The sequence below is a fragment of the Metabacillus niabensis genome (genome assembly GCF_020524345.1).
Classification (GTDB): domain Bacteria; phylum Bacillota; class Bacilli; order Bacillales; family Bacillaceae; genus Metabacillus; species Metabacillus niabensis_B.
Genome location: NZ_JAIVLH010000014.1, coordinates 81,153 through 100,641 on the forward strand (window position 1 = coordinate 81,153; position 19,489 = coordinate 100,641).

Genomic DNA, 19,489 nt, shown 5'->3' on the forward strand with positions numbered 1-19,489 from the left:
CCGTCATGAGTGGAAGCGCAATTGCCATGATGATTATAGGTATGGTTATTATTTGGGGCGGAATGGCAGCAAGTATTGCGAATGCTGTTGTAAAAGCTAAACGAAAGTAGTAAGGAAGAGGCTGATATTCTTGATATCAGCCTCTTATTTTTTTCTTCTTTCCGCTCGATCTGCTCTTTCCCATGACTTAAGATGTGGAAAAGGGTCAAATGACCATTCAGTTCGCCCGTTATCTTTGTATAATCCATAATGTAAATGTGGTGGGAATTTCCCTGCTGTTCCTGGAGGACCATAGCCGGAGCTTCCAACTGATCCGATTAATTGACCGGGTTCAACAATCTGTCCCATCTTAAGGCCATCTGCAAAACCATTTAGGTGGGCAAAATAATGATAGGTGTTGTCAATGTCCCTAATTCCAACTCTCCATCCACCAAAACGGTTCCAACCTTTCATTTCGATGACTCCATAACATGTTGACTTAACAGGCACACCATAGTTTGCAAAGATATCAGTTCCTTCATGGATCCTTCGCCCTCCCCAACCACGTGCATCACCCCAGGTGTTCTTATAGCTAAAATTATGACCTAGCGGAACTGGAAAGGTGTGTTTGCCTAAATCTAAGCGGCCATAATGTTTATACAATTTCATATGACCTAAAATAAGTCCCACAGACTTATCGCGATGGTAATAATCCCACAAGCCAATCTTTAGATTTTCTAAATCAGACCCATATGTTTGCAGATAGTGAGCAAATGAATACAAAACATCTTCATCATTTTTTGGATCGGCTATTTTGTCACCATCACCATCTTCCCCAATTCCACCAAAAAGCCCTATACTTGCTGGATTTTTATCATTTGGATTTGGGTTCAATGGACCAGCCCATACCTCAGGTTTAATATATATCTCAATTGATCCATCAGCTTTAGGTATATCCTTTCTTGAGTGACGGACATTTCTTTCATATTGATCAACAGCAGCTAATACATACCAAGGAATAGATGTAATTGTCTCAACTTTTCTATATAAGCTCATTAGCTTTTCGTTTTCTTTTTGTTGATCTGTCTTTTCAGCTCCTAAGACACTCGTCTGGACTGAAAGTTGAATCACCATAAAGATGATGATGAGTGATACCACTTTTTTCACAGTAATGAGCTCCTTTCTTTAAATTCTCTGGTGACAGCTCGATATCCTGTTATTGGTTAAGTAGGAAAATGAGAGGTAATACTGGTATAAGGAATACCCATATCTAAGTTTCTTTTTATAGTTTGGTTTTCATTTTCTATTTCATTAATAGAAAATGTTAGAAATTACATACGTTCCTTTTCCTTGTCCAACACATGACCTTATGATAAAGTGGTAAACGTATATGGTAATGTTTTGAGGAATAAATCAATATAGAATACATATTGGAGATGAATCAGATGGCGAAGAAGGAAGAATATTTACGTAAGCCAGAATGGTTGAAAATAAAACTAAATACTAACGAAAATTATACAGATCTAAAGAAACTAATGAGAGAAAAAAATCTTCACACCGTTTGTGAGGAAGCAAAATGCCCGAATATCCATGAATGTTGGGCAGTTCGTCGTACGGCAACATTTATGATATTAGGTGCTGTTTGTACACGTGCCTGCAGATTCTGTGCGGTTAAAACGGGTCTTCCAACAGAGCTTGATTTAGCAGAACCAGAACGCGTGGCAGATTCTGTGGCACTTATGAATTTGAAGCATGCAGTTGTGACAGCTGTTGCCCGTGATGATTTAAAAGACGGTGGAGCAAATGTGTTTGCTGAAACAGTTCGTGCCATTAGACGCAAAAGCCCATTCACTTCTATTGAGGTATTACCTTCGGATATGGGTGGCGTATATGAAAACCTGAAAATTTTAATGGACGCCAAGCCCGACATTTTAAACCACAATATTGAAACAGTTCGTGAACTTACTCCAAGGGTCCGTGCTCGTGCAAAATATGACCGCTCATTGGAATTTTTAAAGCGTGCGAAAGAAATGCAACCGGACATTCCTACAAAATCGAGTATCATGATCGGGTTAGGTGAAACGAAAGAACAAATTATTGAAACAATGGATGATTTAAGAGCACACGATGTTGATATTATGACAATTGGTCAATATTTACAACCAACGAAAAAGCACTTAAAAGTCCAAAAGTACTACCATCCGGATGAATTTGCAGAACTACGTGAAATTGCGCTAAGTAAGGGATTCAGCCATTGTGAAGCAGGTCCGCTTGTTCGGTCTTCCTATCATGCTGATGAGCAAGTAAACTCAGCAGCTAAACAAAAACAAGCTCATGCTTAATTGAAAAAAGGGGAGTGAAACCTGATTTTGGTTTCTCTCTCCTTTTTTCGTTTCCCTGGTGAGAACACTAAATTTATCAGCGAATACTAAGATCTTCAGCGGAAAAAATGAACTACCCAAAGGGCAGTTCCAGTTCACCAATTGATACTATTGCATTTTATCCTTTTCATATCGGACTCTTTCGTAATCATCTTTCATATCGTCATCAATATCCTCATTCATTTCTCCATAACCCTCACCGTTTGCATTTTCCCCTTTGTTAAGAGCACGGCCTTGTGGAGACTCAAGCATTTTGTGAATTGTATCGCTCAGGATTTCATCAATGTCACGACTTGTTGAATCGAGTGGACTATATGCTTGTATTTGTTGAATCATATTGGGATTATCTGACACATACACGTGATAATATCGTGGAACGACAGATAATGCTGTCTTTTTGACTTGATCGGCTGTTTCATTTCGATCCTTCGAGTCCGTGTCATAAGCGACTAATACCTCTTCATCAGTCACCAATGTCGCAACATCATTTACATTCGGAAGCTGAACGCTTAGACTACTAATTGTATTAGCCACCTGCTCACGGTTCATTCCAGGAGTTGGTGTGTAGGCAACATCTTGAGGAATTCCACTTTTTTGGTGACGAACAAATCCAAAGCTTGCACCTTTGTCATTTGCGTTCGGAACTCCCTCTTCATTGTACAAGTCAGTGCGGTCACTAACGTTTATGGTGTTTCCATTTTCATGCATGAAAGATGTATCTTCTTCTGCGCCATATTGACAAGCAGTTAATAATGATAAGCCTAAAACAGTGGCTGTTAATTTTGTTTTTATCAACAGTAGCACCTCCTCGTCTTTATCGTTTCCAAAGGAAGAGGAAAATTGCATAGCAATTGATGGTTGAGGTTGTTTCGATTATGATAAGAATAGTGAATATGGATGAGGTGAAAATCATGATAACTGTTCAGAATCAAATTTTTGAATTAGTCAAAGAAGAAAAAGATGGATTTAATGAAGAAGCATTTAAAGAAAGATATAGTGAAATTTTAAATAAATATGATTTTATTGTGGGAGATTGGGGATATAATCAGTTAAGGCTAAGAGGCTTTTTCGATGATCAAAACCAAAAAGCTACATACGACACAAAAATCAGCACCCTTGAAGAATACATTTTTGAGTATTGTAACTTTGGCTGTGCATATTTTGTTTTGAAAAAAGTAAAGAAATAAGTATACTTGACATGAAAACCCCCTTTTAAGGTTTAATTGGGGGGTTCTCATTATAAAATTATTCATACATTAAATGATTTCAAATAAGAATTCACGAAGCTCCTCTGCATTTTCTTCATTTAAGTTAAAGGCATGTTCTATATAACCTGGTTCCTTTAAATCATCTTCTCCAATAATGGCAAAACGGTTACTCTGTATATCCAATACAAGTTGTTTTCCATAATATCGGTCACTTTGAATAACTGCTAAATCAAATCGCTGGTTATCTCCCATAAAACTGACGAAACGTGTTTTAGTTTCAACAGTATCATCATATAAAAAAAAGCGTTCAGACATGGTATCACTCCTTTAATCTTAAGCTAAGACTATTGTTATCATAACAAATCCTTTTCCTTTGATAAATGTCTGAGGTAATAAATTTTTCCGGGAAATCAGTCGAAGGATAGAAAAATATGATAAAATATGACGTATGTATAGGTTAATGCCAGAAGGGTTGAGTACATATGATGAGTGGGTCTTGTGATAAGCATATAAGCAGGTTGAAAAAGTGGAGTAAACTTTTTGTACGTCAAAATAAATTAAAGTATTATCCACCGAAATTTGTACTAAGGGACCCAATCTTAGAAGGTGTCTATCAAGCAATGACACAAAAAAATCAGGTTGCTGTTGTTGTGATCACCATTTCAAACCTACGTGAATTTTCCCAACAATTTGAACCAGTGCAGCTTAAAGAATATAAAAGCGTGCTTAGGGAAGGATTTAGGAAAGTAGTTGAGCATTCTCCTTTCCGTGAGGATCTTCTAGTTGTGCATGATTATTATAGTGAAGGTCTTACGATCTTTTTTAAAATTAACGATGACAAACAAAGTGTTGTACATATTGAGAAATTAATTAGAATTCTTCTTCCGAAATTAGAAAAGTATATGTTTACTAAATATCCATATTTTAAGCAATCCTTTGAAGTTGGATATATGTTTATCGAAAGAACTTATTCCACTACACAAGAAGCTTTATATACAGCCCAGCAACAAGCAGTTGCCATGGCGGAAAAACGAATACAATCCCGATATATTGAAACACTACTGGAAATGCGGGAGATTATTCAAAAACGGGATATATCGTTGTTGGCTCAGCCCATCATTGATTTATCCAGCAATCAAATTAAAGCATGGGAGTTTTTAACAAGAGGTCCTAAAGGGACCGCACTTGAAAATCCACTCCAGCTATTTTCCCTTGCCAGACAGTCCAATTTAATTTATGACCTTGAGTTATTAGTTTTGGAAAAATCATTTCAATTAATTGATGCTGTTGGATGTGTGGATGATGTATTCCTTAACTTTACTCCTATCACTCTTGGGAATAAACGATTCATAGCAGGCCTTGACAAATTGCTAACACGTCATCCTGATATTGATCCCAATAAGATGATTTTTGAAGTAACAGAAAGAGATTCCATTGAAGGGTTAAATTTTTTCCATGATAATATTAAGCAATTGCGTAAAAAGGGGTTTCGAATTGCGGTTGATGATACAGGTGCTGGTTATTCCAGCTTACATACAATAAGTGAAATTCTTCCTGATATTATCAAGATTGACCGCTCAGTTATCCAAGACATTGACACGAGCAAGGTAAAGGAATCAATGTTAAAAGGCCTTATATTAATTGCTCGAGAAACAGGTTCGCTTGTAGTAGCAGAAGGAATTGAAAAGAAGGAAGAAGCAGATGTTCTGAAGAGGAACCAGGTAGATTTGGCACAAGGCTATTTCTATGCAAAGCCTGGTAATATGGAAAAAGAACGTGTTGCTTTATTATAGGAAGGTGATATTTTGTATTTTGTTGATCGGGGACAAATTGAAGCAAAGCTAGACTTCTTAAATGAAAAGATTAACCAGTTTGAACATCAATCCACATGGGACAGTGACTTGGAAAAAGCAGCACTTGAGCGTATTTGTCATATGTTTATTGAAACGATCATTGATGTTGGTAATGCGATGATTGATGGCTTTATTATGAGAGACCCTGGAAGCTATGAGGATATCATTGACATCCTGCTGGATGAAAAAGTAGTGAATGAAGGAAATGGCCATGATTTAAAGCAGGTTATTATGCTCAGAAAAAAACTTGTACAAGATTATATTGAGATCGATCATCAGGAACTTTTGACGACTATTTCTTCTCATAAACAAGGTTTAGTTAGTTTTTCATACGACGTTAGAAATTATCTAGAAAATGAGCTTGGCCCGGTTTCTGCATTTAAACCATTAACATAATTAAAAATAGAGCAAAAGGGTGACGATGAAGTCATCCTCTTTCTATTGAGGAAACAGGAGGAATTTAGAATGAAAACCTATGGTGGTTACCTTATAGATTTAGATGGGACAATGTATAGAGGGACGGAGAGAATTGAAGATGCTAGTCGATTTGTTCACTATTTAGCAGAGAAAAACATTCCTTATTTGTTTGTTACAAATAATTCCTCACAGCCACCTGAACTTGTTGCGAAGAAGCTAAATGAATTTGATATTTTGGCAACAGAAGACCGTGTGTTCACAACAAGTCAGGCAACAGCCAACTTTATAGCTCAAAAAAAGGCAAATGCTTCTGTATATATGATAGGAGAAGAAGGGTTAAAACAAGCTCTTCAATCAAGCGGACTGCAGATCGTAGAAGAAAATCCCGATTTTGTAGTCACTGGGATTGATAGAGAACTTACCTATGAAAAGCTTGCGAAGGCATGTATTGCGGTACGTAATGGAGCGACCTTTATCTCAACAAATGCAGATATTGCGATTCCGACAGAAAGAGGTCTTTTACCTGGAAATGGAGCTTTAACCTCAGTTGTTTCTGTTTCGACCAATACAAAACCAATTTTCATTGGGAAGCCGGAAAAAATTATTGTTGAACAGGCAATACAAGTTCTTGGGATGGATCCGGACAAGGTGATCATGGTAGGGGATAATTATGATACAGATATAAAAGCTGGAATGAACTGTGGATTGGATACATTACTTGTTCATACAGGGGTTACGACAAAGGTGCATTTAGAGCGATATGAACAAAAACCAACATATTCAGTTGATTCATTAACAGATTATTTAAACTTGCTTCAATCATAAACATAAGAAAAAGCCATATGGACATCGATTAGCATCTTCTAACCTGTCCGATGGCTTTTCCTGTTTTTCAACATCTAAAACTTATTCCACATTTTTAGCTCTATGAGCAAGTCTACTTGAAGCAGCAGCTGCAATAGCTCCAACAATATCATCTAAAAAGGTATGGCATTGTCCTGATGACTTATCATTTAGGGCTTGTAATATACCTGGTTTCATTTTATCGATATATCCATAATTTGTGAAACCGATTGATCCATATATATTGACAATCGAAAAGGCTAAAATTTCGTCTACACCATACAAGCTCTCATCAGTCGCTATGATCGATTGTAATGGTTCCTCTAATTGGCCTTTTTCAGAAAGTATGTCAAACTGTATTCCAGTAAGAATGGCATTTTGAACTTCTCTTTTAGTCAGGACTCTGTCTACATTTTCAATGCAATCGTCCATTGATAAATTTGGATGATATTTTTCTTGAAGAAAATAAACGAGGTCTGCTATATCTTCTATTTTGACTCCTCTTTTGACTAACCAATCTCTAGCTGTTTTTTCCACAAAATCCATTTTTTCATTGCTTTTCATCTTGATCACCCATTCTTTTATTTTGCATATGGTGTATTCATTCATTGTATGATGCCGTGCTTGGATATATGCATGTAAACTTTAAAAACAATGAACTTTTACCATTCTTAACGAAATCAAGGATTGGTAATCGTATGTATATGCTGTTAATTAAAACCGACCCTTATAGTATATTTCTCCAAAAAAAGATTTCTCCCTTCCTCATTTAATCATAAACTTCACAATAAATGATTACGATAGAATAGGGAATGCATTGCAGGGGGGAAATGTGGTGAAAAAAACAATATATGATGAGTATGGTGTTAAGGTAACAGAGTTTGAGAAGGTTGGACGATATGATTCATTTCGTTTGCATCAAACCCAATTTGTAATTGTACCAGTTTCGCATATAGAAGAAGAGGAATTATTTGAACTATATCAATTAAGTCAATTTATGATTGAAAAAAGAGAACCATATGTTGCAAGTTTTGTCTTAACCAAAAAAAATCATCTTTATTTTGAAGAAAATCAAGTAAGGTATGTCGTAATGAAATGCTCAGCCTATACAGAAGGGCGCTCAACATATCCTGGAAGAGATCTTGCTCGTTTCCATGCAAAAGCAAGGGTCTATCCTTATCAAGTTACGAAGACTCAGCGTATCGGCCAGTGGAAAGTCTTATGGGAGAAACGGTTAGATCAATTAGAAATGTTTTGGAGAGGAAAAGTCCAAACACAACCACTCACTCAATTTGAAAAAATGTTTGTTGAATCATTTCCATATTATTTAGGGCTGGCGGAAAATGCGATTCAATATTTAGTTGACACAGAACTAGATGAGGAACCACATCCAAATGACTCAGGAACCATTTGCCACCAAAGATTTCATTCAACAACTTGGAATCCTGCATTGATGATAAAATCGCCTGTTGATTGGGTGTTTGACCATGCTAGTAGGGACTTAGCGGAATATATGAGACATCTTTACTTTGAAAAACAAGAACAGCTAAAGCTGGAAGGCTTTCGATTTCTGGAAGAGTATGATAGAGCATCGCCATTATCTCCATTTTCCTGGAGATTAATTTACAGCCGATTGTTATTTCCTATCCATTACTTTGAATGTGTGGAAGATTACTATTTATCACCAGAAGATGTAAAACCATTATTTGAAGAAGAATTAAACCGTATTCTAAATGATTCTGCACACTATGAAGCTTTCTTACGAGCCTATGCGAGCATGTTATCCATGAAGACAAAAAGAATCATGCTTCCAAACATAGAGTGGTTAACAACATATTCATAATATGATTAAGAATCCTCCAATACTTATAGGCAGGATTCTTTTTTATTATGATAAAATAAAGGTAGTTCATTTAATAGAAGAGGTGAAAAAGATGAAAAGACCTTACATCTATATTACGAGAAAATGCTCAGAAGAACAGTTAAAACCGTTATATGAAGTGGCTGATGTTGACATGTGGAAGGAAGAGGAAATACCTTGTCCCCGTGAAATCTTACTTGAAAAAGCTGAAAAGGCAGATGGTTTATTAACCATGCTTTCAGATTCTATCGATAAGGAATTACTCGATAAGGCAGGTCAATTGAAAGTGATTGCTAATCTTGCGGTAGGATTTGATAATATTGATGTTCAATATGCCAACTCAAAAGGTATTGTTGTGTGTAATACCCCTGATATACTAACTGACACAACTGCCGACCTGACATTTGGATTATTGCTCTCAACAGCAAGGCGTTTAATGGAAGCTTCTGAATATGTTAAACAAAATCAATGGAAAAGCTGGGGACCATTATTGTTAGCAGGACATGATGTTCACCATAAAACGATTGGGATTGTCGGGATGGGTAAAATAGGGCAGGCTGTCGCAAAGCGTGCAACAGGTTTTGGGATGGAAATTCTTTATCATAATCGTTCAAGAAATGAAAATGCTGAAAAAACATTAGGTGCAACTTATCGATCATTTGATGAATTGGTTACTGCTTCAGATTTTATTGTATGTCTCGCACCTTTAACTCCGGAAACAAGAGAACTTTTTAATAAAGATACCTTTCAAAAAATGAAAAACTCTAGCATATTTATCAATGCGAGTCGGGGAGCTGTTGTAAATGAAGAAGACTTGTATGATGCTCTTGTAAATGGTGAGATATCAGGGGCAGGGCTTGACGTCTTTTTAAATGAACCGATTGGTGCTGAACATCCTCTTGTTGGATTACATAATGTTGTGGCTCTCCCGCACATAGGAAGTGCAAGCTATGAAACCAGGTACGCGATGATGAAGCTTTGCGCAATGAATATAGCAGCAGTTCTAAATGGAAATGAGCCAAGAACAAGGGTGGTTATTTAATTTAAAAAGTGTTCATTTATACTTTTTTTAGTGTGAAAACGTTTTAATTTAAAAAACTGAAAATTCACCCTTGTAAAACAGTTCTAAGCATCTTATAATGACAAGTATATTATTAGTGTCTTTTATGAGAGTACAGTTGTACTTTATAGATATACAAGAAGGAGTGGAGTAGTGTGGAGGCAATTCATGTTGGACTTTTAGGTCTCGGTACGGTTGGTAGTGGTGTTGTGAAAATTATTGAAGACCATCAAGATAAACTTATGCATCAAGTAGGATGCCCGGTAAAAGTAAAGAAAGTTGTCGTGAAAAATTTAGAAAAAGAGCGTCAAGTTCATATCGATAAAGAAATGCTTACAACTAATGTAGAAGACGTTATTCATAACCCTGATATTGACGTTGTCATTGAAGTAATGGGTGGCGTCGAAGAAACACGTAAGCAATTGATTGAAGCGTTAAAAGCAAAAAAACATGTTGTAACAGCAAACAAGGATTTAATGGCAGTGTACGGAACAGAATTATTATCGATTGCGACAGAAAACGGCTGTGATTTATTTTATGAAGCAAGTGTTGCAGGAGGTATTCCAATTTTACGTAGTTTAGTAGATGGATTAGCATCTGATCGGATTACAAAAATGATGGGAATTGTGAATGGAACAACAAACTTTATTCTCACAAAGATGTCCAAATTCGGTAGTGCCTATGATGAAGTGCTAAAAGAAGCACAGGACTTAGGCTATGCGGAAGCGGATCCTACATCAGATGTAGAAGGCTTGGATGCGGCAAGAAAAATGGCAATCCTTGCTAGACTTGGTTTCTCGATGCATGTTGACTTAGATGATGTAAATGTAAATGGGATTTCAAGTGTAACAGATGATGATATTAGTTATAGTAAGCGTCTAGGTTACACTATGAAACTAATCGGAATCGCTGAACGTGAAAACGGAAAAATCGAAGTATCAGTTGAGCCAACATTATTACCTGAAACACATCCGCTAGCATCGGTTAATGATGAGTATAATGCGGTTTATGTGTATGGTGAAGCTGTAGGAGAAACAATGTTTTATGGTCCCGGAGCAGGAAGTTTACCGACTGCAACAGCTGTTGTGTCCGATTTAGTTGGTGTAATGAAAAATATGAGACTTGATGTTAACGGAAGAAGTGCGGTAGCACCTCAATTTGAAAAACAATTAAAAAGTCCTGAGCATATTTACGCTCAACACTTTTTAAGAATTAGTGCGAAAGATCAAGTTGGAGCTTTTGCAAATATTACATCACTTTTCTCTGAGAGAGGCGTAAGCTTTGAGAAAATCCTGCAGTTACCAATAAAAAATAGCAACCTTGCTGAAATTGTCATTGTCACACATAAAGCTGCACAAAGTGACTTTGAAGAAATATTACAACTCCTGAATGATTTAGATGTAGTAGAAGAAGTGAAAAGTACTTACCGTGTAGAAGGGAACGAATTAGTATGATGTGGAAAGGCTTAATTCAAGAATTTGCAGAGTTTTTACCTGTTTCAGAAAAAACACCTAAATTAACGCTTCAAGAAGGAAATACACCACTTATCCATCTTCCAAAGCTTTCTGAAAAGCTGGGTGTGGAGCTTTATGTGAAAACAGAGGGAACAAACCCTACCGGATCATTTAAAGACCGTGGAATGGTTATGGCGGTTGCGAAAGCAAAAGAAGAAGGCAGTGATACAGTTATCTGTGCTTCTACAGGAAACACATCGGCAGCTGCAGCAGCTTATGCAGCCAGAGCGAATATGAAGTGTATCGTTCTTATTCCTGACGGAAAAATTGCCTTCGGAAAATTAGCTCAAGCAGTTATGTATGGTGCTGATATTTACGCTATTCAAGGAAACTTTGATCATGCGTTAACAATGGTTCGTAATATAAGTAAAAAGCTACCGATTACACTGGTTAACTCAGTTAATCCTTACCGTATTGAAGGTCAAAAAACAGCGGCATTTGAAGTTTGTGAGCAATTGGGAAGTGCTCCGGATTATTTAGCTATTCCTGTAGGTAATGCAGGGAATATTACTGCGTACTGGAAAGGCTTCAAGGAATACAATGCGAAAAAACAAACTGGTTTACCGAAAATTCACGGTTTCCAAGCAGAAGGTGCTGCAGCAATTGTTCGCGGTGAGCCAATTGAGAATCCGGAAACAGTAGCAACTGCGATCCGTATCGGAAATCCAGCCAGCTGGGAAACAGCAGTTAAAGCGAAAGAAGAATCCAACGGTCGAATTGACTCTGTAACTGACGAAGAAATTCTAGAGGCTTATCAATTGATTGCCCGTGAGGAAGGTGTATTTGCTGAGCCTGGTTCATGTGCTTCAATTGCAGGTCTTATCAAACATCGCAAATTAGGTCTTATTGCAGAGGGAAGCAAGGTTGTAGCTGTTTTAACTGGTAATGGTTTAAAAGATCCTAACACAGCGATTGATGTTTCTGAAATTAAGCCGATCGTTCTTCCTAATGATGAAGAAGCATTCTTACAGCAATTAAGTGGAGTGCCGGTACAATGATTGAAGGGGACATGTTAAGAATTATCGTTCCTGGAAGTACAGCTAATTTGGGGCCTGGCTTTGATTCTGTCGGTCTTGCTCTTGGTAAGTACTTAACACTTGAGGTGAAAAAAGCAGACAAATTGCTTTTTTTGCCGATGACAGAGCATGTAAAGGACCTACCTACAAATGAAGATAATTTAATTGCTAAGGTTGCTATACAAGTTGCAGAAACGTACAACAAGACCCTTCCTCCTTGTGAGGTAAAGGTGTGGAGTGACATTCCTATGGCAAGAGGAATTGGAAGCAGTGCCGCTGCTATTATTGCCGGGATTGAGCTTGCTAATCAGCTTTGTCAGTTGCAAATGAGTGATGATGAAAAACTTCGAATGGCAAGTCTTGAAGAAGGCCACCCTGACAATGTCGGGGCGTCATTATACGGAGGTTTGGTTATTGGTTTACACCAGGCTGAAAAAACAGACTTGGTTTGTGTGAAGGATATCGATGTAGATACGGTTGTTGTGATTCCGAAATACGAAGTGTTCACAAGTGACGCAAGAAATGTTTTGCCACAAGAACTATCCTATAAAAATGCTGTAGAAGCTAGTGCAATTAGCAATATGCTTGTAGCTGGACTTCTTACAAATAATTGGAACCTTGTTGGAGAGATGATGGTTAAAGACCTATTTCATCAACCATATCGCGGTAAGCTGATTCCGGAGATCCAAGCTGTTCAAGAGAAAATTCAACATCTTGGTGCCTACGGTTCAGCCTTAAGCGGGGCAGGTCCAACTATCATTTGTTTCACAGCAAAAGGAAAGGGACAAGAACTTGCTCAAACACTTGCAAAAGATTTTGTAAATTGTAATGTTGAAAGCTTGGAAATTGATGTAGTTGGCTGTCGAGTAGAGCAAGTACAGGAGATAAAGAGTTTATAATGAGAAGACGCTCACAAGCGGGTCTTATTTAATACTAATTAGCTTTTTAGGCATGTACTCATATCTGAGGCATGCCTTTTATTTTTTACAATGTTTTTGGGTATAGGAAGTGCATTAAACATAGGAGATGAAGGACAAATAGAACAAAAAAAGAAAGGAAAGTCCTTCATAGGTGGGATGAAGAACAAATCAAAGGAAATAAAGAAAGAAAAAGTCTTTCATACGACAAATGAAAGACAAACTAAAGTTAAATAAGAATTGAAAAGTCCTGCATAATAATAAATACTATACAAGTAATAACAATGAAAATGACAATAAAAAAACTCGATATACCAAAATGGCCTACCGAGTTTTTTCACATATTAAAACACTTGCTCTACTTCTACAACTCCTGGTACTTCTTCTAATAATGCACGTTCTATACCAGCTTTTAATGTGATTGTTGAGCTTGGGCAGCTTCCACAAGCACCTAAAAGGCGAAGTTTTACAATACCATCTTCTACATCTACAAGTTCACAATCTCCTCCGTCACGAAGTAAAAATGGACGTAATTTATCTAGAACTTCTTGAACTTGTTCAAACATTGCAGTTTCAGTTGTCATTATTATCGACTCCTTTCCTTATTCCATATTATATTTGAAATGGCGAGAAAAATCTAATCGTATGATTTATTTTTTCATTAAGTAATCGAGTATATTTTATCATATTTCATTTATAAACGTAAGAGATAACCACCTGTTTACATTAGTAAGTATACCCAAATGATGAAGATGGAAAGATTGTAAGAAATAGAATACAATGTAGAAAAAAGCGGTGGTGTTAGAGTGAAAAAAGTTGAAATTAGTGTATATGGTGCAGAGGTCCTTTGTCCAAGCTGTGTCAATTTGCCATCAGCTAAGGAAACATATGAATGGCTTGATGCAGCACTGAAACGAAAATTTAATAATCAGCCTTTTCATATCACTTATATTGATATTGATAAACCTCAACAAGATGAAGAAAAACAGGAATTTGTTCAAAAGATTTTAGATGATGAATATTTTTATCCACTAGTTGTGATTGAAGGCAAGGTTGTTGGTGAAGGAAGCCCGCGACTGAAGACCATTTACGAAGAAATGGAAAGGTACGGGTATATAGGTCAGTGATGAACAGAAAACACACACACTCGACGAGTGTGTGTGTTTTTATTATCCGTTATGATATTTATACATCCAAAGAACTCCGGATTTTAATAATCGCGGTACACGGCCCATTAAAGGTCTGTCATTAACAAGTCCGAAGCCTTGTTTCTTTCCTAATGATCCCAAAACTCCCTTTAATTTAAATGGTGGGAAATTCTCTGGAAGAGGCTCGTTATTCCATTTTTTAAGTAAAACTTGAACTATTTGTTCAGCTTGTGCTTCAGCTAGCTGAGCACTAGGAGCATGTGGAAGACTTGCACAGTCACCTACGACAAATATATCTTCATATTGAGGGATGAAATGCTGGGTTGTTAATTTAACTCTTCCTTGATTATCTTTTTCAACATCAAGATCCCTAACAACTTTATTCGGCTGTATACCGGCTGTCCAAACAATCGCATCACATTCAAATGGTTGATCATGATTAAATACGATATTTGGTTCTACCTTAGTAATATTGGCTTCACTTATAATTTCAACACCATGTTCAGTAAACCAATTCGCTACATATGTGCTTAATCTTTCCGGGAAGCTGGAAAGAATGTGTTTGCTTCGGTCAAATAACTTTATTTTTAAATCTTTGCGGCTTTCTCTAAGTTCACTAGCAAGCTCAACACCGCTTAATCCTGCCCCAACTATGGCAACAGTTGCATCAGCTTGTAAATTATTTAATTTTTGGTATGTTTCACGAGATTGGTCGATTGATTGGATGCTATATGTATACTCATCAGCACCAGGAACATTGTGGTATTTATCTTCACAGCCTAAACCGATAATAAGATCATCATATGATATAGCACGATCCTCGTTTAGAATAACTTCCTTTTTGTTAGGATCAACTTTTGTAATTGTGCCAAATTCAGTTTGAAGTCTAGGGTGCTCCGGAAAGGATACACGAATATGATGATCGGAAATAGTCCCTGCTGCCAGAGCATAATATTCAGTTTTCAGACAGTGATAAGGGTTTTTATCAATAAGAGTAATTTGCACATCGTCAGGTAGCTGATTCGGAAGTAAGCGAAGTAAAATTCTCATTCCGCCGTACCCGCCACCAAGGATAACTAGGTTCTTCATTTTTTAATACTCCTTTTTCCCCACTTTTTTTAAAATTCTTTGAAAATAATGTTGTATTACATAAATGAATGAATAAGAAAGAGATACCCCTATATCTTAAAATAAATATTTTTTCTTACAGATGATTAAAAAAGCCATAAAAAGTATAACGAAATTCGCATTTTTTCACAATATAAATGCTGAAAGAACGTTTTCTTTTTTGGTAAAATGAACTATTCTAAGATACAGTACAACACAATTATGAATTATTTAGATAGTGTTTACAATCCTATTTCTATACTTTATACAAAAAAGTTTCCAGATGTATAATAGTCTATGAAATGAAATAATTTATTTCGATAGAAAACATAGAGTATAATAAAATTTGACGTACTGATGCTTATCCTATTAGGATAAACAGTGGAGAGGTGGGAATAAATGAAGCCAATTATTGAATTTTGTATTAGTAATTTAGCTAATGGGGGACAAGCAGCGTTAGAGAAGCTGGAGAGGGACCCTAACTTAGATATTATAGAATATGGGTGTTTAAGCTATTGTGGCAAATGTGGCCATTCATTATATGCGTTAGTAAATGGGGAAATGGTCATGGGTGACACGCCAGATGAGTTAGTCGAGAATGTGTATACATTTTTAGAAGAAAACCCAATGTTTTAAAAAGCCACTTATGTGGCTTTTTACCCTGATTTTTTTGCTTCCCGCATTTCACTCCAACGATCCTTCGCCATTTGAACGATTCCTTTCTCAATCGTTTCTTTTTGTTTTTCAATGACACGTGAAAAATAGCGTGTTGCTTGTCCGTCTAATCCAACTCGTCTACTTAAATCTCCAATTAAGTAAAGCAGCTTGGTCTCAGAGAAAGGTGTATCGGTAAAATCACCTACAGAATAGGATAGAATATACTCATCAAGGGCGAGCCTTAAAAAACGCTGTTCTTCTTGAGGATTTACCTGTTCGGTTCTATATAACCAGGCAAGTCGTATATAAAGACCACCAAGTGCAATATGTTTTTCCTTTTTTATGGTTGCGCAGTATATTGCTAATTTGTAGGAGTTAATGGCCATGTCTAATGTGCGTTCTTGACCATAATCTTTTCTATTCCAATTATGACATATCTTCTGTTTAATGAGATCCTTTGACATTGGTGGAAAATAGTCTGTACATTCTTCTGAAGATGAAAAGCCACACACTGGGCAAACAGAAACGTAATACAACAGAGGGTTAATATTTGTTGAAGTATAGAATGAACAAAAATCAGTATCATGTCGATGAGCACGTATAAAACGTGATCTTACTTTTTTTGTCACATATGTATTTTTACAAATTTGACACTCAACTTTTCGAGCATATAAGTATTCTGGTTCTTTATTCATAGGAATCACTCCTAATAGGTTTGTAAACGATTATATACGATCTAATTATATCAGATTCATATGAAAAACGGACTAGTTTTTTTAGTTTTTGTAGGTAAAAAGTCATTGAGTAAAAGCTTCCTGCGCTATACAGGAAGCTTTTACTTAATAAATGGGGGATATTTTTATTGTTTTCATACTTTTATCGTCTTATACTAGTAAAAATAAAGAGTTTTGGAGGCGCATGATGAGTTCTTTTCAATTTACAAAAATGCACGGTTTGGGTAATAGCTATATATATGTGAATCTTTTTGAGGAACAGCTTAAGGAAGAATCTTTACCAGAGATTGCAAGGCAAGTATCAAGTGTTTATACAGGTATTGGATCAGACGGGCTAATTCTCATTTGCCCTTCCGACCGAGCGGAAGTAAAAATGAGGATTTTTAATAATGATGGATCTGAAGGGAAAAATTGTGGAAACGGCTTAAGATGTGTTGCTAAATATGCATTCGAACATAAATTAGTAACAAATGAAACATTCAAAATCGAAACATTATCAGGGCTTGTTGAAGCAAAAGTGCATGTTAACAATGACTTAGTCGAATTAGTGACAGTTGATATGGGGGAACCAAGATTACTTAAGGCAGATCTACCAATGGCAGGCGAGAATCAAGAAAAAATGATCAATGAACCGATGGAATTTGCAGGTGAAGTTTACCAGGCGACAGCAGTCTCAATGGGAAATCCACATCTTATCTTTTATGTAGATAATATTAATCAAGCCCCTGTTACAAGTCTAGGTCCTATTGTAGAAAAAGATGAACGTTTCCCTGAGGGAGTAAACGTAGAGTTTGTAGAAGTTGTATCAAAAAATGAGCTTCATTTTAGAGTATGGGAAAGAGGTTCCGGTGTTACACAAGCGTGTGGAACAGGAGCATGTGCTGCAGTAGTTTCGTCGGTACTTAATGGACATACTTCCCAAGGAGAAGAAACGACTGTCCATCTTGCGGGAGGAGATCTGCTAATCAACTGGACAAAAACAGGTACAGTTTTAATGACTGGTCCTGCAGAAGTTGTGTGTACAGGTACTTTTTTCTTGAGACGATAATGTCTGTTACCTCTTGAGTGAATTATTTGAGTGATGAGTGCTATTAGATGTATACTATAAATAGATCCTTTCATAAAGAGCAAGGAGGTATATTAAATGAGCGATATTGTAAAAATTACAGAAGCAGCTGCTTTTCAGATAAAAGATATGATGAAAGAACATGAGGAAGAAAATGCTTATCTTCGTGTGGGAGTCAAGGGTGGAGGCTGCAGTGGCCTTTCCTATGGTATGGGCTTTGAGCATGAGATTAGTGAAGAAGATCAAGTTCTAGAACAGCATGGAATGACAGTACTTATCAAAAAAGAAGATGCCCCAATTTTAAATGGTACGATTATTGATTTCAAGCAGTCCATGATGGGCGGGGGCTTCACCATCGATAACCCAAATGCGATTGCTTCATGCGGATGTGGTTCATCTTTCAGAACAGCAACGAATACTGGTACACCTGAAGAATGTTAACATCAAAAAACGACTAGCTGAAAATTCAGTAGTCGTTTTTTTCTTATAGTTAATTAAAAAGGCTGGTACTGTGTAAAGGTTGAACACGTGCTTTTGGATCCAAAAAGGCTTTTGCATTATTTACAGCCGTTGGTGCTTCTCCGAATCCACTCGCAATTAGCTTCACTTTACCGTCATACGTACAAATATCTCCGGCAGCATAAATTCCTTCAATATTTGTTTCCATTTTCGAATTAACCACAATAGAATTTTTTTCGATAGTTAAACTCCAATTTTTAATTGGACCAAGCGAAGAAACAAAGCCGTAATTTACGATAAGGTCATCAATTTCAATCACTTCTTTACGGTCACCTTTTACCTCTTCTAAAACTAGTTGGGTAATGGCTGTTTCACCGATAACCTCTGATGGGACAAATGGTGTAACAATATCAACGTTTGATTTTTTTAAAAGCTCAACACTATGTTCATGAGCTCTGAATTTATCGCGTCGATGAATTAATTTTACATTTTTAGCAATAGGTTCTAGCATTAGTGCCCAATCAACAGCAGAATCACCTCCGCCAAGGATTGCTACATTTCGACCAGCAAATTTATTTAAATCATCTACAAAATAATGTAAGTTTTCACTTTCATATTTTTCAGCATGCTCAAGCTCTAGTTTTCTAGGTTGAAACGCACCGTTTCCAGCCGTAATAATAATTGTTTTTGTATAATGAACCTCACTGTTAGTGGTAAGCTTAAATACACCGTCTGCTTGTTTATCAAGTTGTTCTACTGCTTGTTCCAGAACGATTGTAGGGGAAAACTGCCCCATTTGCTCTTTTAAATTGTCTACAAGTTCCTGAGCTCTTACTTTTGGAAAGCCTGCAACATCATATATGTATTTTTCAGGATATAATGTAGAAAGCTGTCCGCCTAATTGTGGAAGGCTCTCAATAATTTTGACACTTGCTTGTCGCATTCCACCATAGAAAGCTGTAAATAATCCTACAGGACCTCCCCCGATAATGGTTATATCATAAACTTTCGTATCTTCTTTCACAAAACATCCTCCTTTATTTATCTATGCAAGAATCTTATCATATCCAGCTCTGTTATTTCATGTCCTACAAACTTTGCACTTATAATTTAAAAATGGCGAAATATTCTAAATTATAGTATATTTTCAAAAAAAAATATACTACCTTGTAAGAAAAAACTACTTGAAAAAAAATGATAGTATAGATAATATGGAGTATAGGCGTAATTATATATATTTATATGTATTTCTAAGAGAAAATAACCAAC

At 36.5% G+C, this 19,489-nt stretch carries 23 protein-coding genes; 15 read left to right on the forward strand and 8 right to left on the reverse strand.

Going from position 1 to position 19,489, the window contains the following annotated elements:
* Positions 1 to 5 precede the first annotated feature (5 nt).
* Entirely contained in the window at positions 6 to 110 is a 105-nt protein-coding gene (locus LC095_RS16045; protein ID WP_216776414.1) for a methionine/alanine import family NSS transporter small subunit, read from the forward strand.
* Between the two features lie 34 nt (positions 111 to 144).
* Here the strand turns inward: LC095_RS16045 and LC095_RS16050 are convergent, their stop codons facing one another.
* Positions 145 to 1,146, reverse strand: coding sequence for a M23 family metallopeptidase (locus LC095_RS16050; protein ID WP_226529105.1), 1,002 nt, complete (start codon positions 1,144 to 1,146; stop codon positions 145 to 147).
* A 278-nt stretch (positions 1,147 to 1,424) separates the two neighbouring features.
* On the opposite strand from LC095_RS16050, the gene lipA reads away from it, so the two are divergent.
* Positions 1,425 to 2,321 (forward strand): lipoyl synthase, encoded by an 897-nt coding sequence (gene lipA, locus LC095_RS16055; RefSeq protein WP_026559041.1) that lies wholly within the window; start codon positions 1,425 to 1,427, stop codon positions 2,319 to 2,321.
* Positions 2,322 to 2,468: 147 nt separating this feature from the next.
* Here the strand turns inward: lipA and LC095_RS16060 are convergent, their stop codons facing one another.
* Complete coding sequence (locus LC095_RS16060) at positions 2,469 to 3,152, reverse strand: YhcN/YlaJ family sporulation lipoprotein (protein WP_413467496.1); 684 nt, start codon at positions 3,150 to 3,152, stop codon at positions 2,469 to 2,471.
* A gap of 119 nt (positions 3,153 to 3,271) precedes the next feature.
* Here LC095_RS16060 and LC095_RS16065 point away from each other — a divergent pair, with 119 nt between their 5' ends.
* Positions 3,272 to 3,547, forward strand: coding sequence for a YutD family protein (locus LC095_RS16065; protein WP_226529180.1), 276 nt, complete (start codon positions 3,272 to 3,274; stop codon positions 3,545 to 3,547).
* A gap of 69 nt (positions 3,548 to 3,616) precedes the next feature.
* Here the strand turns inward: LC095_RS16065 and LC095_RS16070 are convergent, their stop codons facing one another.
* A complete protein-coding gene (locus LC095_RS16070) occupies positions 3,617 to 3,883 on the reverse strand; it encodes a DUF3055 domain-containing protein (protein WP_226529107.1) in 267 nt (88 codons plus the stop codon).
* A gap of 305 nt (positions 3,884 to 4,188) precedes the next feature.
* Between LC095_RS16070 and LC095_RS16075 the strand changes: the two genes are divergently transcribed.
* From LC095_RS16075 to LC095_RS16085, 3 genes are all read left to right on the forward strand, one after another.
* Positions 4,189 to 5,361 (forward strand): EAL domain-containing protein, encoded by a 1,173-nt coding sequence (locus tag LC095_RS16075; protein WP_226529108.1) that lies wholly within the window; start codon positions 4,189 to 4,191, stop codon positions 5,359 to 5,361.
* A gap of 12 nt (positions 5,362 to 5,373) precedes the next feature.
* Positions 5,374 to 5,817 carry a DUF86 domain-containing protein gene (locus LC095_RS16080; RefSeq protein ID WP_226529109.1) on the forward strand — a complete coding sequence of 148 codons (444 nt, stop codon included), beginning with the start codon at positions 5,374 to 5,376 and terminating at the stop codon, positions 5,815 to 5,817.
* 69 nt (positions 5,818 to 5,886) lie between these two features.
* Positions 5,887 to 6,663, forward strand: coding sequence for a TIGR01457 family HAD-type hydrolase (locus LC095_RS16085; RefSeq protein WP_226529110.1), 777 nt, complete (start codon positions 5,887 to 5,889; stop codon positions 6,661 to 6,663).
* 81 nt (positions 6,664 to 6,744) lie between these two features.
* On the opposite strand, the gene LC095_RS16090 is transcribed toward LC095_RS16085, so the two are convergent.
* A complete protein-coding gene (locus tag LC095_RS16090; RefSeq protein ID WP_026559035.1) occupies positions 6,745 to 7,245 on the reverse strand; it encodes a phosphatidylglycerophosphatase A in 501 nt (166 codons plus the stop codon).
* A gap of 268 nt (positions 7,246 to 7,513) precedes the next feature.
* Here LC095_RS16090 and yutH point away from each other — a divergent pair, with 268 nt between their 5' ends.
* The 5 genes from yutH (at position 7,514) to thrB (ending at position 13,031) form a co-directional block, all read left to right on the forward strand.
* The gene (yutH, locus tag LC095_RS16095) at positions 7,514 to 8,524 is read left to right on the forward strand and encodes a spore coat putative kinase YutH (RefSeq protein WP_226529111.1); all 1,011 of its coding nucleotides are present in this window, start codon (positions 7,514 to 7,516) and stop codon (positions 8,522 to 8,524) included.
* Positions 8,525 to 8,615: 91 nt separating this feature from the next.
* Positions 8,616 to 9,584 carry a 2-hydroxyacid dehydrogenase gene (locus tag LC095_RS16100; RefSeq protein ID WP_226529112.1) on the forward strand — a complete coding sequence of 323 codons (969 nt, stop codon included), beginning with the start codon at positions 8,616 to 8,618 and terminating at the stop codon, positions 9,582 to 9,584.
* 173 nt (positions 9,585 to 9,757) lie between these two features.
* Entirely contained in the window at positions 9,758 to 11,056 is a 1,299-nt protein-coding gene (locus LC095_RS16105; RefSeq protein WP_078431300.1) for a homoserine dehydrogenase, read from the forward strand.
* Positions 11,056 to 12,114: a threonine synthase gene (gene thrC / locus LC095_RS16110; protein WP_226529113.1), complete on the forward strand. Its 1,059-nt coding sequence runs from the start codon at positions 11,056 to 11,058 to the stop codon at positions 12,112 to 12,114. Before LC095_RS16105 ends, thrC begins: the two co-directional genes overlap by 1 nt.
* Positions 12,111 to 13,031: a homoserine kinase gene (gene thrB, locus LC095_RS16115; protein ID WP_226529114.1), complete on the forward strand. Its 921-nt coding sequence runs from the start codon at positions 12,111 to 12,113 to the stop codon at positions 13,029 to 13,031. The genes thrC and thrB overlap by 4 nt, the downstream gene beginning before the upstream one ends.
* A gap of 362 nt (positions 13,032 to 13,393) precedes the next feature.
* Here the strand turns inward: thrB and LC095_RS16120 are convergent, their stop codons facing one another.
* Positions 13,394 to 13,633, reverse strand: coding sequence for a NifU family protein (locus tag LC095_RS16120; protein ID WP_026559029.1), 240 nt, complete (start codon positions 13,631 to 13,633; stop codon positions 13,394 to 13,396).
* A gap of 222 nt (positions 13,634 to 13,855) precedes the next feature.
* Here LC095_RS16120 and LC095_RS16125 point away from each other — a divergent pair, with 222 nt between their 5' ends.
* Complete coding sequence (locus LC095_RS16125) at positions 13,856 to 14,176, forward strand: YuzD family protein (protein WP_226529115.1); 321 nt, start codon at positions 13,856 to 13,858, stop codon at positions 14,174 to 14,176.
* A 42-nt stretch (positions 14,177 to 14,218) separates the two neighbouring features.
* Here LC095_RS16125 and LC095_RS16130 read toward each other — a convergent pair whose 3' ends face one another.
* Entirely contained in the window at positions 14,219 to 15,286 is a 1,068-nt protein-coding gene (locus tag LC095_RS16130; RefSeq protein WP_226529116.1) for an NAD(P)/FAD-dependent oxidoreductase, read from the reverse strand.
* Between the two features lie 417 nt (positions 15,287 to 15,703).
* Here LC095_RS16130 and LC095_RS16135 point away from each other — a divergent pair, with 417 nt between their 5' ends.
* On the forward strand, positions 15,704 to 15,940 hold the full coding sequence (locus LC095_RS16135) for a YuzB family protein (RefSeq protein ID WP_226529117.1): 237 nt from the start codon (positions 15,704 to 15,706) through the stop codon (positions 15,938 to 15,940).
* 20 nt (positions 15,941 to 15,960) lie between these two features.
* Here the strand turns inward: LC095_RS16135 and LC095_RS16140 are convergent, their stop codons facing one another.
* On the reverse strand, positions 15,961 to 16,656 hold the full coding sequence (locus LC095_RS16140) for a DUF2225 domain-containing protein (RefSeq protein ID WP_226529118.1): 696 nt from the start codon (positions 16,654 to 16,656) through the stop codon (positions 15,961 to 15,963).
* A 226-nt stretch (positions 16,657 to 16,882) separates the two neighbouring features.
* Here LC095_RS16140 and dapF point away from each other — a divergent pair, with 226 nt between their 5' ends.
* Positions 16,883 to 17,743, forward strand: coding sequence for a diaminopimelate epimerase (gene dapF, locus LC095_RS16145; RefSeq protein WP_226529119.1), 861 nt, complete (start codon positions 16,883 to 16,885; stop codon positions 17,741 to 17,743).
* Positions 17,744 to 17,839: 96 nt separating this feature from the next.
* Positions 17,840 to 18,202 carry a HesB/IscA family protein gene (locus tag LC095_RS16150; RefSeq protein ID WP_026559023.1) on the forward strand — a complete coding sequence of 121 codons (363 nt, stop codon included), beginning with the start codon at positions 17,840 to 17,842 and terminating at the stop codon, positions 18,200 to 18,202.
* Positions 18,203 to 18,251: 49 nt separating this feature from the next.
* On the opposite strand, the gene yumC is transcribed toward LC095_RS16150, so the two are convergent.
* A complete protein-coding gene (gene yumC / locus LC095_RS16155) occupies positions 18,252 to 19,244 on the reverse strand; it encodes a ferredoxin--NADP reductase 2 (RefSeq protein WP_226529120.1) in 993 nt (330 codons plus the stop codon).
* Positions 19,245 to 19,489 lie beyond the last annotated feature (245 nt).

Coding starts and splice junctions, on each gene's coding strand:
- LC095_RS16065 (WP_226529180.1), top strand. CDS start 3,272: ATGATAACTGTTCAGAATCAAATTTTTGAATTAGTCAAAGAAGAAAAA.
- LC095_RS16075 (WP_226529108.1), top strand. CDS start 4,189: ATGACACAAAAAAATCAGGTTGCTGTTGTTGTGATCACCATTTCAAAC.
- LC095_RS16085 (WP_226529110.1), top strand. CDS start 5,887: ATGAAAACCTATGGTGGTTACCTTATAGATTTAGATGGGACAATGTAT.
- LC095_RS16130 (WP_226529116.1), bottom strand. CDS start 15,286: ATGAAGAACCTAGTTATCCTTGGTGGCGGGTACGGCGGAATGAGAATT.
- LC095_RS16140 (WP_226529118.1), bottom strand. CDS start 16,656: ATGAATAAAGAACCAGAATACTTATATGCTCGAAAAGTTGAGTGTCAA.
- dapF (WP_226529119.1), top strand. CDS start 16,883: ATGAGTTCTTTTCAATTTACAAAAATGCACGGTTTGGGTAATAGCTAT.
- LC095_RS16120 (WP_026559029.1), bottom strand. CDS start 13,633: ATGACAACTGAAACTGCAATGTTTGAACAAGTTCAAGAAGTTCTAGAT.
- LC095_RS16045 (WP_216776414.1), top strand. CDS start 6: ATGAGTGGAAGCGCAATTGCCATGATGATTATAGGTATGGTTATTATT.
- thrB (WP_226529114.1), top strand. CDS start 12,111: ATGATTGAAGGGGACATGTTAAGAATTATCGTTCCTGGAAGTACAGCT.
- lipA (WP_026559041.1), top strand. CDS start 1,425: ATGGCGAAGAAGGAAGAATATTTACGTAAGCCAGAATGGTTGAAAATA.
- LC095_RS16070 (WP_226529107.1), bottom strand. CDS start 3,883: ATGTCTGAACGCTTTTTTTTATATGATGATACTGTTGAAACTAAAACA.
- thrC (WP_226529113.1), top strand. CDS start 11,056: ATGTGGAAAGGCTTAATTCAAGAATTTGCAGAGTTTTTACCTGTTTCA.
- LC095_RS16135 (WP_226529117.1), top strand. CDS start 15,704: ATGAAGCCAATTATTGAATTTTGTATTAGTAATTTAGCTAATGGGGGA.
- LC095_RS16100 (WP_226529112.1), top strand. CDS start 8,616: ATGAAAAGACCTTACATCTATATTACGAGAAAATGCTCAGAAGAACAG.
- LC095_RS16150 (WP_026559023.1), top strand. CDS start 17,840: ATGAGCGATATTGTAAAAATTACAGAAGCAGCTGCTTTTCAGATAAAA.
- LC095_RS16090 (WP_026559035.1), bottom strand. CDS start 7,245: ATGAAAAGCAATGAAAAAATGGATTTTGTGGAAAAAACAGCTAGAGAT.